We start from the raw sequence: 15,141 nt of genomic DNA, 5'->3' as shown, positions 1-15,141 counted from the left end.
CTACCCTTTCCATTCCCTTCTTTTGGTGCGTATTCCGATATGAGTTCCGCTCTGTCCATCCGGCAGCTAACCAAAACCTACGGCAACGGTTTCCAGGCCTTGAGTGGTATCGATCTGGACGTTGCCGAAGGTGATTTCTTCGCCTTGCTCGGCCCCAACGGTGCCGGCAAATCCACCACCATCGGTATTCTCTCCACCCTGGTCAACAAGACCAGCGGCACGGTGAACATCTTCGGTCACGACCTGGACAAATCCCCGGCGGCGCTCAAGCGCTCCATTGGCGTGGTGCCCCAGGAATTCAACTTCAACCAGTTCGAAAAAACCTTCGACATCGTTGTGACCCAGGCCGGTTACTACGGCATCCCGTCGAAAGTCGCCAAGGAGCGCGCCGAGCAGTACCTGACCCAACTGGGCCTTTGGGACAAACGTGACGTGCCGTCGCGCTCGCTGTCCGGCGGCATGAAACGCCGTCTGATGATCGCCCGCGCACTGGTGCATGAGCCGCGCCTGCTGATCCTCGACGAGCCCACTGCCGGCGTTGACATCGAACTGCGCCGCTCCATGTGGACCTTCCTCACCGAGTTGAACGAGAAGGGCATCACCATCATCCTCACCACTCACTATCTGGAAGAGGCCGAGCAACTGTGCCGCAACATCGGCATCATCGACCACGGCACCATCGTCGAGAACACCAGCATGCGTAATCTGCTGGGCCAACTGCACGTGGAAACGTTCCTGCTCGACCTGAAAAACCCGTTGTCGGCGCCGCCGCAGTTGCTGGGCTACCCGAGCCGCCTGGTGGACAGTCGCACCCTGGAAGTCCAGGTGGACAAGGCCATGGGCATCACCGCGCTGTTCACGCAGTTGGCGACCCAGAACATCGAAGTGCTGAGCCTGCGTAATAAAACCAATCGCCTTGAGGAGTTGTTCGTGTCCCTGGTGGAGAAAAATCTGGCGAAGGTGGCGGTATGAGCTCCGAACTGCAACCCAACCTCGTCGCGCTGCAAACCATCGTCTATCGCGAAGTGAAGCGCTTCACCCGGATCTGGCCGCAGACGCTGCTGCCGCCGGCGATCACCATGGTCCTGTACTTCGTGATCTTCGGTAACCTGATCGGTCGGCAGATCGGTGACATGGGTGGTTTCACCTACATGGAGTACATCGTGCCGGGCCTGATCATGATGTCGGTGATCACCAACTCCTACGGCAACGTGGTCTCCAGCTTCTTCGGCAGCAAATTCCAGCGCTCCATCGAAGAGCTGATGGTGTCGCCGGTTTCGCCGCACACCATCCTGATCGGCTACACCGCAGGCGGCGTTCTGCGCGGCTTGATGGTCGGCGTGATCGTGACCCTGCTGTCGCTGTTCTTCACTCACCTGCAGGTGCACCATCTGGGCGTCACCATTCTGGTGGTGGTGCTGACGGCGACGATCTTTTCGCTGCTGGGGTTTATCAACGCGGTGTTTGCACGCAATTTCGATGATATCTCCATCATCCCGACCTTCGTGCTCACGCCGCTGACCTACCTGGGCGGGGTGTTCTACTCCATTACCCTGCTGCCGCCATTCTGGCAGACCGTGTCGCTGGCCAACCCGGTGTTGCATATGGTCAATGCTTTCCGCTACGGCATTCTGGGTGTGTCGGATATCAGGATCAGCGTGGCGATCACCTTCATGATCGTTGCCACTATTGTCTTGTACTTCGGCTGTGCACGGTTGCTGGTGAGCGGGCGCGGGATGCGTACATAACTGCTGACCTTAACCAGGCCAAAAATGTGGGAAGGGGCAAGCCCCCTCCCACTTTTGGATTTGGGTAGGGCCTCTACTTTTTCAATGCCAGCTCGATCAGGGCGTGCAGCTCTTGCACGGTGAGCGGCGCCGCTGAAAACAGAATTCGAAATACCGTCGGCGCCGCGATCAGATTGATCAAGTGGGCCACGCTCGGTGGGTTGCTGTCGGGATAGCGATCGACAATCACTTGAAGCTGCCCGCTGAGGATGCTCACGCAGCAGCCCGGGGTCACGCTGCATTGCAGGTCGCGCATCATGTTGCGCCCTGGCTCGGAGCTCATCTCATCCAGATACTGCTCGGCCCAGGCCTGCACATCGCCGCGCAGGCTGCCGGTGTTGGCCGGCTCACTGTCCGGGCGCATGCGGGCCAGGGCCACATCCGCGAGCAACACACCAAGGTCACCCCAACGCCGGTAGATGGTCGAGGGCGTGACACCTGCACGTGCGGCGATCATCGGCACCGTAACACTGGAACGCTCATGGGTTTCCAGCAGTTCACGCGCCGCCGAATGAACGGATTCTTGTACCCGGGCACTACGGCCCCCCGGGCGGAGGCCTTCTTTTATCGCCATGGTTGCGACCTTAACACAAAGAATTTGCTTTAAGAGCCAGCCGGTAGCACACTCCGCAAAAGCAAAATATTAGCTTTAGCGGAGCGTGCCCATGTCCAGTCCCACCTCTCATCGTCCCAGCCTGGTGTTCCTCGCGATCACCTTGCTGACGTTCCTGGCCGCTTCCAGTGCGCCGACGCCGCTGTATCACCTCTATCAGGAAGGTCTGCATTTTTCGGCGGGCATGCTCACGCTGATCTTCGGGGTGTACGCCATGAGCCTGCTGGCAGCGTTGTTGACCGTGGGTTCGTTGTCGGACTACCTCGGACGCAAGCCGGTGATTTTTGCCGCGCTGGTCCTGAATATGCTGGCGATGTTGCTGTTTATCAATGAAGGCAGTGTGGCCTGGCTGATTGCTGCGCGCACCCTGCAAGGGTTTGCCACCGGCATGGCCACCGCGGTGTTGGGCGCGGCGCTGCTCGACAGCGACCGCCAGCAGGGCCCGTTGGTCAACAGTGTGGCGCCGTTGCTGGGCATGGCGTGTGGGGCGATGGGCAGCAGTTTGCTGGTGGAGTTCGCGCCGCTGCCGACCCAGTTGATCTACTGCACATTGTTGCTGCTGATGGTATTGCAGGCCGTGTATGTGTGGCGTCTGCCGGAAAGCGTGAGCCGTATCCCGGGTGCATTGGCCTCGTTGCGTCCGACCCTGCATGTGCCGCCTCAGGCACGCCGGGCGTTGTGGCTGTCGTTGCCGGTGGATGTGGCGGTGTGGGCGATGGGCGGGTTCTACCTCTCCCTGGCGCCGTCGCTGGTGCGGGCGGCCACCGGCTCGACGTCCAACCTGATCGGTGGCGGCCTGGTGGCGGTGCTGACCTTGAGTGGCGCGCTGATGATCCTCACCCTGCGCAATCGACCCGCGGACAAGGTGCTGCGCCTCGGCGCCGGGTTGCTGGCCATCGGCGTGGCCCTGATCCTTACGGCGGTGCATAGCGCCAGCCTGCCGCTGTTTTTCATCGCCACCCTGATCGCCGGCAGCGGCTTTGGCGCAGGCTTTCTGGGCGCCTTGCGCAGTGTGGTACCGCTGGCCTTGCCCCATGAGCGGGCGGGCTTGATGTCGGCATTTTATGTGCTGAGTTACCTGGCGTTCTGTTTGCCGTCGTTATTGGCGGGCAACCTGATTCGACGTTTTGGCTTGATCGCGACCACCGACGGTTATGGCGCGGTGCTGATCCTGCTGGCGTTGGGTGCCCTGGCTGCGCTGATGTGGCAGAACCGGCAGTCGGTGCATATTGGTAAAACAGATAACAGTTAGAGATATTACCCGTTATATAGATATTCGCTCAGCTTCTATGATGGCCTCCACCTCATACGAGGAAGAGGATCGCCAGCATGACCTGCCCGAATACCATCAGCTACAAGCCGTTCAGCCACCTGACCCGACCCCGGGAAGTGATTCGCCAGTTCACCCCCAACTGGTTCGCCGCCACCATGGGCACCGGCGTGCTCGCGCTGGCCCTGGCCCAATTGCCGGTCAACCTGCCCGCGCTGCGCACGCTGGGTGAAGGGTTATGGCTGTTCACCAGCGGCCTGTTCATCCTGTTCAGCGTGTTGTATGCCGCGCGCTGGGTGATGTTTTTCAACGAGGCGCGGCGCATTTTCGGGCACTCCACGGTGTCGATGTTCTTCGGCACGATCCCCATGGGCCTGGCGACCATTCTCAACGGCCTGCTGGTGTTCGGCCTGCCGCGCTGGGGCGGCGATGTGATCGCGGTGGCCGAAGTCATCTGGTGGCTCGATGTGGCGATGGCCCTGGCTTGCGGCGTATTGATCCCATTCATGATGTTCACCCGCCAGGAGCACAGCATCGACCAGATGACGGCCGTCTGGCTGTTGCCGGTGGTCGCTGCTGAAGTCGCGGCGGCGAGCGGTGGGCTGCTGGCGCCGCACCTGGCGGATGCGCATTCGCAGTGGGTGATGCTGGTGACCAGCTATGTATTGTGGGCGTTTTCCCTGCCGGTGGCGTTCAGCATCCTGACCATCCTGATGCTGCGCATGGCCCTGCACAAATTGCCACACGCGAACATGGCCGCCTCGAGCTGGCTGGCGCTTGGACCCATCGGCACCGGCGCCCTGGGCATGTTGCTGCTGGGTGGCGACGCGCCAGCGATTTTTGCTGCCAACGGCTTGCCCGGAGTCGGCGAGATGGCCAACGGCCTGGGCCTGGTGGCGGGCATCACGCTGTGGGGCTTCGGTTTGTGGTGGATGCTGATTGCCGTGTTGATCACCCTGCGTTACCTGCGCGCCGGTATTCCGTTCAACCTCGGCTGGTGGGGTTTTACCTTTCCATTGGGGGTGTATGCGCTGGCAACGTTGAAGTTGGCGAATCTGCTGCACTTGGGCTTCTTCAGCGTATTTGGCAGCGCACTGGTGTTGGCGTTGGCGCTGATGTGGCTGATCGTGGCCAGGCGTACCGTGCAGGGCGCCTATAAAGGTGAGCTTTTTGTTTCACCTTGCATTGCAGGGTTAGCGAATAAGTAGGCAGAGTTAGGTAAAGTCGTGGCCTGACTCGATAACAGGCCACGCAGGAACACGGACGATGAGCCACCCCTCGCAATTCACCTTGCTGCGCACCCGGCGTTTCCTGCCGTTTTTCATCACCCAGTTGCTGGGCGCATTCAACGACAACATCTTCAAGCAATCGCTGATCCTGGCGATTCTCTACAAGCTGACCCTCGACGGTGATCGCTCGATCTGGGTCAACCTCTGCGCCTTGCTGTTTATCCTGCCGTTCTTCCTGTTCTCGGCACTGGCCGGGCAGTTTGGCGAGAAATTCAACAAGGACGCGTTGATCCGCGCGATCAAGATCGGCGAAATCGTGATCATGGCCGTGGGCGCCACTGGCTTTCTGATCAATCACCTCGAGCTTATGTTGCTGGCGCTGTTCGCCATGGGCACGCACTCGGCGCTGTTCGGCCCGGTGAAGTATTCGATCATGCCCCAGGCCCTGCACGACGATGAACTGGTGGGCGGCAACGGTCTGGTGGAGATGGGCACCTTCCTCGCCATCCTCGCCGGCACCATTGGCGCGGGCATCATGATGTCATCCGCCCATTACGCACCGTTGGTGGCCAACGCGATTGTTGGCGTGGCGGTGCTGGGCTATCTGGCCAGCCGCAGCATTCCACGGGCGGCGGCGTCCACCCCGCAGTTGCGCCTGGACTGGAACATTTTCACCCAGTCGTGGGCCACCTTGCGCATGGGGCTTGGGCAGACGCCGGCGGTGTCGCGCTCGATCGTCGGTAACTCATGGTTCTGGTTTGTCGGGGCAATCTACCTCACGCAGATCCCGGCCTACGCCAAGGAGTGGCTGTACGGCGACGAAACCGTGGTGACGCTGATCCTCACGGTGTTCTCGGTGGGCATCGCGCTGGGCTCGATGCTCTGCGAAAAACTCTCCGGGCGTAAGGTGGAGATCGGCCTGGTGCCGTTCGGTTCGTTCGGCCTGACGGTGTTCGGCCTGCTGCTGTGGTGGCATTCCGGCGGCTTCCCGCAGAACGTCCAGCCCAACGACTGGCTGGCGGTGCTCGGCTACGGCCAGGCGTGGTGGGTGCTGTTCGATATTCTCGGCCTGGGCGTGTTCGGCGGTTTCTACATCGTGCCGCTGTATGCGCTGATCCAGTCGCGCACTGCCGAAAACGAACGTGCGCGGGTGATTGCCGCCAACAACATTCTCAACGCGTTGTTCATGGTGGTGTCGGCCATCGTGTCGATCCTGCTGCTGAGCGTGGCCAAGCTGTCGATCCCCGAATTGTTCCTGGTGGTGTCGCTGCTCAATATCGCGGTCAACACCTACATCTTCAGGATCGTCCCCGAGTTCACCATGCGTTTCATGATCTGGCTGCTCAGCCATTCCATGTACCGCGTGGAGCATCGCAACCTTGAACAGATCCCGGACGAAGGCGCCGCCTTGCTTGTGTGCAACCATGTGTCGTTTGTCGACGCGCTGTTGATCGGCGGCGCGGTGCGTCGGCCGATCCGGTTCGTGATGTATTACAAGATCTACCGCCTGCCGGTGCTGAACTTCATCTTCCGCACCGCGGGTGCTATCCCGATTGCCGGGCGGCATGAAGATATCCAGATCTATGAACAGGCCTTCACGCGCATTGCGCGGTATCTGCAGGAGGGCGAACTGGTGTGCATCTTCCCCGAGGGCAAGTTGACCGCTGACGGCGCGATGAATGAGTTTCGCGGTGGGCTGACGCGCATTCTCGAGGAGACGCCGGTGCCGGTGATTCCGATGGCGTTGCAGGGGTTGTGGGGCAGCTTTTTCAGCCGTGATCCGCACAAGGGGTTCTTTCATCGCATCTGGTCGCGGGTGGTGCTGGTGGCGGGCGAGCCGGTATCGGTCGAGTCGGCAACGCCTGCGCACTTGCAGGCGGTGGTGGGTGGGTTGCGCGGGAGTATCAGGTAGTTTTGTGTCGGCAGTGAGGGCCTCATCGCAGGCCAGCCAGCTCCCACATTTGAAATGCATTCCACGTGTGGGAGGGGGCTTGCTCCCGATAGCGGCAATGGCTTAGGTGGAGATCTTGAGGCCAATGAGCCCGCAGATAATCAATGCCACACTCGCCAGCCGAAACAGCGCCATGGATTCCCCAAACAGGATAATCCCGGCAATCACCGTGCCCACCGCACCCACTCCGGTCCAGATGGCGTAGGCAGTGCCCAGCGGCAGTTCCTTCATGGCCAGGCCCAGCAAGCCAAGGCTGATGGCCATGGCGGCAATCGTCAGGGCAGTGGGCAGTGGTTTGCTGAAACCGTCGGTGTACTTCAACCCGACGGCCCAGCCGACTTCAAACAGGCCGGCAAAAAACAGGATGATCCAGGACATGATGACCTCGCTTTCTCAGGCGGGGTCGTCCCCGGATTCGGCGCTTTGACAGCGTCGCGAGGTCGTCCCCGCGAAGCTCGGTAGAGTGCCGAAGATTGATCGATCGATCAAGTTTGCGGCGCGTCCTCCAGCAGACGACGGTCTTCTTTCTCGCTCATGCGGCGGAAGTAGGTCGACAGCAACGCCCCGGAAATATTGTGCCAGACGCTGAACAACGCGCTCGGTACCGCCGCCAGTGGCGAGAAGTGCGCGCTGGCCAGTGCCGCGCCCAGCCCGGAATTCTGCATGCCCACTTCCAGTGCCAGCGATTTTCGTTGCGCCAACGGCAGCTTGAACACGCGCGCGGTAAAGTAGCCCAGCAGGTAGCCGAAACTGTTGTGCAGTATCACCACGGCCATGATCAGCAGGCCCGACTCGGCGATCTTCGCCTGGCTGGCAGCCACCACTGCGGCGACGATGATCACGATACTGATCACCGACACCAGCGGCAGCACGTCAACCGCATGGCGCACCCGCGCGCCGAGCACGCGTTGCGCCAGCACGCCGAGTATGATCGGCAGCAGCACCACCTGCAGGATCGACCAGAACAGCTCCATGAACGACACCGGCAGCCAGGCCGAGGCCAGCAGCCAGATCAGCGCCGGCGTGAGCAGCGGGGCGAGGAGGGTGGTGACGGCGGCAATCGCCACCGACAACGCCAGGTCGCCCCGGGCCAGCCAGGTCATCACGTTGGACGAGGTGCCGCTCGGGCAGCAGCCGACCAGGATCACGCCGACGGCAATTTCCGCTGGCAGGTTGAAGGCCCGGCACAGCAACCAGGCTACGCCCGGCATGATTACAAAATGCGCGACCACGCCCAGGGCGACGCGCCACGGGTGGCGAGCGACCTCGGCGAAGTCTTCGAGTTTGAGGGTCAGCCCCATGCCGAACATCACCAGGCCCAGCAGCGGGACGATGGCGCTTTTCAGGCCGATGAACCAGCCGGGTTCGAGGAAGGCGAGCACCGCGAAGATCAACACCCAGTAAGCGAAGGTATTGCCGACGAAGCGGCTCAGTGCGGCGAGTGCGCGCATGGGGATGTCCTTGTTATTGGATTCTTGAAGTGTCAACACACATCAAAGGTGGGAGCGGGTTTGCTCGCGAAAGCGGAGGATCAGTCAGCCAATATATTGACTGGCTCACCGCCTTCGCGAGCAAGCCCGCTCCCACATTTGATCTTCACATGGCTTTAGATGCCCTGTGGGCTCTCTTCGCCGCCCAACGCTTCGATCAGCGCCGGCAGGAAATCACCGAACGTCAGCATCATCAGGGTAAAGCTGGCGTCGAGTTGACCCAGGGCTTCGTCGCCGCCGTCCTGTTCGGCCTGGTCCTGCAGCAGGTCTTCGAACTTCAGGCGCTTGACGGTCATCTTGTCGTCGAGCATGAACGACAGCTTGTCCTGCCAGGCCAGCGACAACTGGGTCACCACTTTGCCGGTGGTCAGGTGCAGCTGGATCTCTTCGCTGGTCAGGTCCTGGCGCTTGCAGCGCACGATGCCGCCGTCTTCGTGGGTGTCGCGCAGTTCGCATTCGTCGAGCACGAAGAAATCGTCGGCCGGCTTCTGGGTGGTGACCCAGTCGGTCATGATCGCGGTCGGTGCGGTTTTCACCGTGAGCGGGCGTACCGGCAGGGTGCCGATCACTTCGCGCAGGGTCGACAGCAGGTCTTCGGCGCGTTTCGGGCTGGCCGAGTTGACCAGGATCAGGCCCTGTTTCGGCGCGATGGCGGCGAAGGTCGACGAGCGACGAATGAAGGCCCGGGGCAGGAACGCCTGGATGATTTCATCCTTGATCTGATCGCGTTCCTTCTTGTAGACCTTGCGCATCTGCTCGGCCTCGATCTCTTCGACTTTCTCCTTGACCGCATCACGTACCACGCTGCCCGGCAGGATACGTTCTTCCTTGCGCGCAGCGATCAGCAGGAAGTCGCCGCTGACGTGAACCAGAGGCGCGTCCTCACCTTTACCGAAAGGGGCGACGAAACCGTAAGTGGTCAGCTCCTGGCTTGCACACGGGCGCGCCAGTTTGGTGGCCATGGCCGCTTCCAACGCCTCGGCATCAACAGGCAGATCTTGGGTCAGGCGATAGATAAGCAGGTTCTTGAACCACATGGGGTGAGTCTCTCCTCTATACAAAGGAGGGCATTATTCTCTTGATATGGCCGCAGGCCAACCCTGCGTAAGCCATTGGAAGCGCTGAAAAAAAAGATTCAAGAAAGTGCTTGCCAGACCCAGGGTCGCTCCGTAGAATGCGCGCCACACCGAAACGAAGGGTGATTAGCTCAGCTGGGAGAGCATCTGCCTTACAAGCAGAGGGTCGGCGGTTCGATCCCGTCATCACCCACCATTCGCTTTACGTGTTACGCGCAGCGGTAGTTCAGTCGGTTAGAATACCGGCCTGTCACGCCGGGGGTCGCGGGTTCGAGTCCCGTCCGCTGCGCCATATTCGGTTACCTGGAATGCTGAACGCCAGGTAGCCACGGAAAGCCCGCTTAATCGCGGGCTTTTTATTGTCCGAAATATGGCAAACAGTCGTGAATGAATCTTTTTTTAAATAAAGTGCATTTAAATCAAGACATTACGATTTTTTGGTGTATGATGCGCCCACACCGAAACGAAGGGTGATTAGCTCAGCTGGGAGAGCATCTGCCTTACAAGCAGAGGGTCGGCGGTTCGATCCCGTCATCACCCACCATTCGCTTCATGTGTTACGCGCAGCGGTAGTTCAGTCGGTTAGAATACCGGCCTGTCACGCCGGGGGTCGCGGGTTCGAGTCCCGTCCGCTGCGCCATATTCGCTTCCACTAAGGCCAACAGAGCGCCTGGAAGCCACGGAAATAGCGGCCTTGTGCCGCTTTTTTCGTTTCTGAAGTCCACTGGACTTCCTCTCCAGCCACGGTTTTCACGTACACCGCTGGCATAGCCTTTTGCGATTTCCTGTGTCATGTGTCGAGCACCTGCTGTCTGGCAATTTCCTGATTGCGCAGAATGAACCGCTGCAACTTGCCACTGGGGGTCTTGGGCAGGTGTTCGACGAACTCGATTTCCCGTGGGTAAGCATGTGCGGCCAGGCGCTGTCGCACATGCAGGCGCAGTTCTTCAGCCAACTCGGCGCTGGGCGGATACTGGCTGCTCAGCACCACAAACGCCTTGATCAGCTCGGTGCGTTGCGGGTCGGGTTTGCCGATCACGGCGGTTTCGACCACCGCCGGGTGTTCGATCAGTGCGCTTTCCACATCGAAAGGCCCGACGCGGTAGCCGGACGTGGTGATCACGTCATCGGTACGCCCGACGAAGCTGATACTGCCGTCGTCATTGAGCTCGACGATATCTCCGCTCAAGTAATAACGGCCGACAAAGGCTTTGGTCGGCATACCCAGGTACCCGCCGAACCAGCACAGGGGCGAGCGCTCGCGATCGACTGCCAGTGTCCCAGGCTGGCCGGTCGGCAGTTCCCGATGAGTTTTATCCAGCACGACAATACGGTAACCGGGCACCGCATAACCGGCCGAGCCCTCGCGTATCGGATGGCGCAGCGCGTGGTGATTGCACAGCACCATGCCGATTTCGGTCTGGCCATAGTGATCGTGAATGACCACCCCGAGTTCTTCGGCAAACCAGCGGATGACCTGCGGGTTGAGCGGCTCGCCGGCGCTGCTCACCACCCGCAGTTGGCCACGCACGGCGTCGGCGAACTCAGCCCCCGCCGCGATCAGCAGGCGATAGGCCGTCGGCGAGCCTGCCAGGTTGTTGATGGCGTACCTGGCAATGACGTGTTGGGTACTTTGCACCGTGAACGGGCCGTCATAGAACAACGTGGCGTGTCCAAGCGCCAGCGGGCCGGTCACGGCGTAATACAGGCCATAGGCCCAGCCGGGGTCGGCAAGGTTCCAGAATCGGTCTCCCTCACGCAGATCAATCGCATCACGCATGTAACCCTTGAAGGCAAGGATGGCGCTCAACGGTACCTCCAGCGGTTTGGCCGGCCCTGTGGTACCCGATGTGCACATCAGCAGGAAGGGTGCACTGGCGTCCAGCATTACAGGGGCGCAATCCTCAGGCTGGCGGCCAACAATGCCCCAGAAGTCGTGGTCACCCGCGTTGATCGAGACATCACCGGCCACGACGATGTTGGGGCAGTCAGCAATGTCGTCCAGCTTGGCGCGGTTGTGCGTGTCGGTCACGATCCAGCGGGCGCCGGAGCAGCCCAGCCGCTGTTCGATCGCCTTGGGGCCGAAGGCGGTAAACAGCGGCTGGTAAACAGCGCCGATGCGCCAGGTCCCTAACACAGCAATCAACAGTTCAACCGTGCGTGGCATCAGGCCGGCCACGCGGTCCCCGGGCTTGACCCCTTGCTCGCGCAGAAAGTTGCCGAAGCCTGCCGCGTGGGCTTGCAGCTCGCAAAACGTATAGCGCGCGGCACGGCCATCCTGCGCTTCGCAATACAGCGCCACTGCATCGCCCTCGGCGTGCCGGTCGCAGCATTCGATACAGGCATTCATGGCAGTGAGCTCACCCTGCAGCTCCCGAGCGGCGAGCTGCAGATAATCGAAAGAGGTAACGACGGATTCATAATCACGCATAACGACACCTGGTTTTTATTGTTGGAAGAGGGTCTGCAAACACATTGGCCTGGCAGGCGATTTCAGCGGTTCAGCTCTCGATCATGTCGGCGGCTTGCTGGGTGGCCTGGCTGGTGCGGGTGGCCAGCTTGCGCACCTCATCGGCGACCACCGCAAACCCGCGCCCGGCGTCACCTGCTCGCGCTGCTTCGATGGCGGCGTTGAGCGCCAGCAGGTTGGTCTGGCTGGCAATGCCCTGGATGGTGGCGACAATGTGCGTCAGCTTGCTGAGGGTTTCTTGCATGACCTGGTGCTGTTGCTCCTGAGCCTCGCGCATCGCACTTTCTTCATGCCTGGCGTGGATGTCGGTGATGGCGCCCACCACCCGTTGCGGTGAGCCATCCGCTGCGCGGCGCGTCTGGCCACGCCCGCGAAACCAGCGGTAGGTGCCGTTTTGGTGCTTGAGCCGATAGTCCACATCGAACGGGGTTTTGCCGCTGCGGTCCTCGACATGCGCCACAAATGCCGCGATGGCCCGTGCGCTATCCTCGGGATGCAGGCGCGAGGTCCAGCTTTCCAGGGTGTTGGGAAACTCCTCGACCGTGGAGCAGCCCAGCAGCCGGCGCATTTGCGAAGACCACCAGATGACATTGTTCGGGTTCGCCGGATCGCCGGCCACCACCTCGATATCCCACAGCCCGTCATGCAGCATTTCGCGGGAGATCTCGAAACGCGCAGCCGTCAGTTCGAGTTCCGCGTGCCGGGTGTACTGTTCGTGAATGTCCTGCAGGCTTCCGCCCACGGCGACCGCCACGCCTTGCGCATCGCGGCGCGAATGACCGCGCAGCCTGCGCCAGCGATAGTCGTCTCCCGGAACGGGCGCCATGCGCACGTCCAAGGCAAAACCTGTACGCCCGCTGCGATCGGCCAGGTGCCGCTCCAGGGCTGCCGGAAAGCGTTGCCGGTCAGCCGGATGCAGCTGTTCAATCCACCGCGCCAATGAGTCAATCGATGGGGGCTCGGGCGAGCAGCATCCGCTCCAGCGCACCGTACAGGTCGGTGCAAGTGTGTTCCCGTCCAGCTCAAGCTCCCAAAACAAAGCATCAGCCCCTTGGGTGATCAGCGCCAGGCGGTTTTCCAGTTGCTGCAACAGCTTTTCGCGCGCGGCAAGGCCTGTGCTCAATTCGGCGACATCCAGTGTCAGCGTGCGCGCCTGCTCCTGCAGGGCGCGCCGTTCCTGCAGCAGGTGCTCGACGCCTGCCAGGATGCGTCGCAACAGCGGGTTGCTCGACGATAAAGGTGTGCTCGCCTGGTCCGGCTGGTCGAGTCTGTCGGCGAGCGGCGCCAATACCCAGCGGCTGGTCCGGTTGAAAAAAATCATGCAGCACCTCCTTGAATGGGATCCACCGCCGGGGCGACTGCGGACATGGCAGCGGCATCAAATGCGGCCGCCCCCGGCAGTGCCTGCCAGGCCGGTGGGCCGGCGGCGATTTCTTCGACGCTCAGCAGGCAGTTGTCGAGTTCGCGCTGCAACCTGTCCGTGTCCATGCCCTGGCCAATGAAGACCAACTCCTGCCGGCAGTCGCCGACAATGCTGTCCCACTTGGTCATGAGGCTCTGCAGGCGGTATTCGTCTCGCGGCCATTGCGCCGGTTCGACGAAGTGCCACCAACGGCCGACATAGTCCCACTGGAACTGCCTGGCGCTTTGCACCAGCAGGCCGGTTTCCAGGTGACGGCTGGCCAGCCAGAAATAGCCCTTGCTGCGCAGCAAGCGACCGTTGCACCAGGGCCGCTGGAGAAAGTCGAGCAAGCGCTGCGGATGAAAAGGCGCGCGCTCGCGGTACACCCAGGACGTCACGCCATAGGTATCCGCCTCGGAAGCCGCTGCGTCGACAGCGCCCATTTTCTTCATCCAGCCCGGCGATGCCGCCAGGCTGGGCAAATCGAACAGATGGGTGCCGAGGAGGGCGGCCAACGCCACCCGACCGTGGGCCATCGGCAGGATGCGTGCGGACGGGTTGAGGCTGGCGAGGATCGAGCGCAATGCCAGGTAATCCTGCTCACCGATCAGGTCCCGTTTGTTGACGAGAATGACGTTGGCGTATTCCACCTGTTCGATCAGCAGGTCTGCCAGCGGGCGTGCAGGCGCGCCCTCGGTATTGTCTTGCGCAACGCTGTCGCTCGATTCCAGCAGTGCTTGAAACTGGCTACCGTCGACTACCGTCACCAGGGTGTCGAGCCGCGCCAGTTCGCTGAGGCTGAAGCCTTCTGTGTCGAGGAAGGCGAAGGTCTCCGCGACCGGCATCGGCTCGGAAATCCCGGTGGATTCAATCAGCAGGTAATCGAAACGCTGCTGGCGTGCCAGGGCGCTGATCTGCTCAAGCAAATCGGCGCGCAGCGTGCAGCAGATACAGCCATTGCTCATCTCGATCAGTTCATCGCTGCCACGCTGCAGCGATACGTCGCGCTGCACTTCCTGGGCATCGATATTGACGTCGCTCATGTCGTTGACGATCACCGCCACTCTCAGGCCTTCGCGATTGCGCAGAATATGGTTGAGCAGGGTGGTTTTTCCGGCGCCGAGGAAGCCCGAAAGTACCGTCACCGGTAGTCGGCCCGACTGGGCGCCGGTCATCATGCGTTCACCGCTTGTGCAGGGCTGGCCTTGTCCAGGTAGCCTTCGAAAAGGTCGACCACCACGAACCCATCATCCGCCGCGTCCCCCCAGAGGTCTTTCACGCGGAACTCGACGTGGTAGGTGGGCTGATGCGCCGCGCTCGTATCGCCATGGCCAATTGCGTCGGGGAACGGCCACTTCGCCGATGTGCGGTGCAGCACCACACCCTCTTTGCCACGCACGTAAGCCGGCATGCGCACATGCCCTGCCACGTACTCGTCGCGAACCACCACACGGTCGCCCACGTCGAACGGCGGCCGCCCGGTCAGCGCCGCGCGACCTTTGGCATGGGCGGGGTTGGCCAGCTTGAAGTGCGAGCCCAGCGCCTGATCGAGCTCCGCCTGGGTGATCACGCCGGTTTCGACCAGCAGGGTGGCGGTGGCAATGACATAGCGTTCGTAGTATTGGGTGCCCACGTGTTGACGCACGTCCAGGCGTTCGACGGCGTGACGCACTTCGTCCACGCTGAACTTCTTCAAGTGATCGACGCCGATGAACATCAAGCTGTAGGCCAGGTGCTCCCAGTCCTGTTTGAACACCGGTGTGTAGCTCAGGCTGTTGATGGTGTGGGGGATTTTGCCAAAGCCCTGGAAACCGCCAAGATCATGAAAGCCATCCATTGTGCATACCTCTGAA

12 protein-coding genes, 4 tRNA genes and 2 pseudogenes are annotated in these 15,141 nt (G+C 61.3%); 9 read left to right on the top strand and 9 right to left on the bottom strand.

Annotated elements, in window-relative coordinates; genetic code table 11:
• The first annotated feature begins 39 nt into the window (after positions 1–39).
• Together LUB09_RS18430 and LUB09_RS18425 are read left to right on the top strand one after the other, a co-directional pair.
• Positions 40–972 (top strand): ABC transporter ATP-binding protein, encoded by a 933-nt coding sequence (locus LUB09_RS18430; RefSeq protein ID WP_057008301.1) that lies wholly within the window; start codon positions 40–42, stop codon positions 970–972.
• Complete coding sequence (locus tag LUB09_RS18425; RefSeq protein WP_209980690.1) at positions 969–1,748, top strand: ABC transporter permease; 780 nt, start codon at positions 969–971, stop codon at positions 1,746–1,748. The genes LUB09_RS18430 and LUB09_RS18425 overlap by 4 nt, the downstream gene beginning before the upstream one ends.
• Before the next feature lie 73 nt (positions 1,749–1,821).
• Here LUB09_RS18425 and LUB09_RS18420 read toward each other — a convergent pair whose 3' ends face one another.
• Positions 1,822–2,361: a TetR/AcrR family transcriptional regulator gene (locus LUB09_RS18420; RefSeq protein WP_231423303.1), complete on the bottom strand. Its 540-nt coding sequence runs from the start codon at positions 2,359–2,361 to the stop codon at positions 1,822–1,824.
• Positions 2,362–2,452: 91 nt separating this feature from the next.
• Between LUB09_RS18420 and LUB09_RS18415 the strand changes: the two genes are divergently transcribed.
• The 3 genes from LUB09_RS18415 to LUB09_RS18405 all read left to right on the top strand — a co-directional run bounded on the left by LUB09_RS18415 (position 2,453) and on the right by LUB09_RS18405 (position 6,811).
• Positions 2,453–3,652 (top strand): MFS transporter, encoded by a 1,200-nt coding sequence (locus tag LUB09_RS18415; RefSeq protein WP_231423302.1) that lies wholly within the window; start codon positions 2,453–2,455, stop codon positions 3,650–3,652.
• A 77-nt stretch (positions 3,653–3,729) separates the two neighbouring features.
• Positions 3,730–4,878 (top strand): TDT family transporter, encoded by a 1,149-nt coding sequence (locus LUB09_RS18410; RefSeq protein WP_231423301.1) that lies wholly within the window; start codon positions 3,730–3,732, stop codon positions 4,876–4,878.
• 58 nt (positions 4,879–4,936) lie between these two features.
• Positions 4,937–6,811 (top strand): MFS transporter, encoded by a 1,875-nt coding sequence (locus LUB09_RS18405; protein ID WP_231423300.1) that lies wholly within the window; start codon positions 4,937–4,939, stop codon positions 6,809–6,811.
• Positions 6,812–6,913: 102 nt separating this feature from the next.
• On the opposite strand, the gene sugE is transcribed toward LUB09_RS18405, so the two are convergent.
• The 3 genes from sugE to rdgC form a co-directional block, all read right to left on the bottom strand.
• Positions 6,914–7,228: a quaternary ammonium compound efflux SMR transporter SugE gene (sugE, locus tag LUB09_RS18400; protein WP_003237114.1), complete on the bottom strand. Its 315-nt coding sequence runs from the start codon at positions 7,226–7,228 to the stop codon at positions 6,914–6,916.
• A gap of 107 nt (positions 7,229–7,335) precedes the next feature.
• Positions 7,336–8,301, bottom strand: a complete 966-nt coding sequence (locus tag LUB09_RS18395; protein WP_231423299.1) for a bile acid:sodium symporter family protein — start codon at positions 8,299–8,301, stop codon at positions 7,336–7,338.
• Between the two features lie 155 nt (positions 8,302–8,456).
• A complete protein-coding gene (rdgC, locus tag LUB09_RS18390; protein WP_231423298.1) occupies positions 8,457–9,377 on the bottom strand; it encodes a recombination-associated protein RdgC in 921 nt (306 codons plus the stop codon).
• A 159-nt stretch (positions 9,378–9,536) separates the two neighbouring features.
• Here rdgC and LUB09_RS18385 point away from each other — a divergent pair.
• From LUB09_RS18385 to LUB09_RS18370, 4 genes are all read left to right on the top strand, one after another.
• Positions 9,537–9,612 (top strand) — tRNA-Val (locus LUB09_RS18385).
• Positions 9,613–9,631: 19 nt separating this feature from the next.
• Positions 9,632–9,708 (top strand) — tRNA-Asp (locus tag LUB09_RS18380).
• A 176-nt stretch (positions 9,709–9,884) separates the two neighbouring features.
• Positions 9,885–9,960 (top strand) — tRNA-Val (locus tag LUB09_RS18375).
• Positions 9,961–9,979: 19 nt separating this feature from the next.
• A tRNA-Asp gene (locus LUB09_RS18370) sits at positions 9,980–10,056 on the top strand.
• Between the two features lie 150 nt (positions 10,057–10,206).
• On the opposite strand, the gene LUB09_RS18365 is transcribed toward LUB09_RS18370, so the two are convergent.
• The 5 genes and pseudogenes from LUB09_RS18365 to nthB all read right to left on the bottom strand — a co-directional run bounded on the left by LUB09_RS18365 (position 10,207) and on the right by nthB (position 15,125).
• Positions 10,207–11,847 (bottom strand): AMP-binding protein, encoded by a 1,641-nt coding sequence (locus LUB09_RS18365; RefSeq protein ID WP_231423296.1) that lies wholly within the window; start codon positions 11,845–11,847, stop codon positions 10,207–10,209.
• Between the two features lie 79 nt (positions 11,848–11,926).
• Positions 11,927–12,208, bottom strand: a pseudogene (locus LUB09_RS24115) (methyl-accepting chemotaxis protein); the annotation flags it as partial.
• A 3-nt stretch (positions 12,209–12,211) separates the two neighbouring features.
• Positions 12,212–12,538: pseudogene (locus LUB09_RS24110) on the bottom strand (PAS domain-containing protein); the annotation flags it as partial.
• 665 nt (positions 12,539–13,203) lie between these two features.
• Positions 13,204–14,466 carry a GTP-binding protein gene (locus LUB09_RS18350; RefSeq protein WP_231423294.1) on the bottom strand — a complete coding sequence of 421 codons (1,263 nt, stop codon included), beginning with the start codon at positions 14,464–14,466 and terminating at the stop codon, positions 13,204–13,206.
• Positions 14,463–15,125, bottom strand: a complete 663-nt coding sequence (gene nthB / locus LUB09_RS18345) for a nitrile hydratase subunit beta (RefSeq protein WP_209980711.1) — start codon at positions 15,123–15,125, stop codon at positions 14,463–14,465. Before nthB ends, LUB09_RS18350 begins: the two co-directional genes overlap by 4 nt.
• Between the last annotated feature and the right edge of the window lie 16 nt (positions 15,126–15,141).

It is taken from the genome of Pseudomonas sp. Leaf59 (assembly GCF_920984685.1).
In the GTDB taxonomy this organism is placed as follows: domain Bacteria; phylum Pseudomonadota; class Gammaproteobacteria; order Pseudomonadales; family Pseudomonadaceae; genus Aquipseudomonas.
Note: the sequence above shows the minus strand (reverse complement) of the source record. Positions and strands in the feature narration are given on the sequence as shown.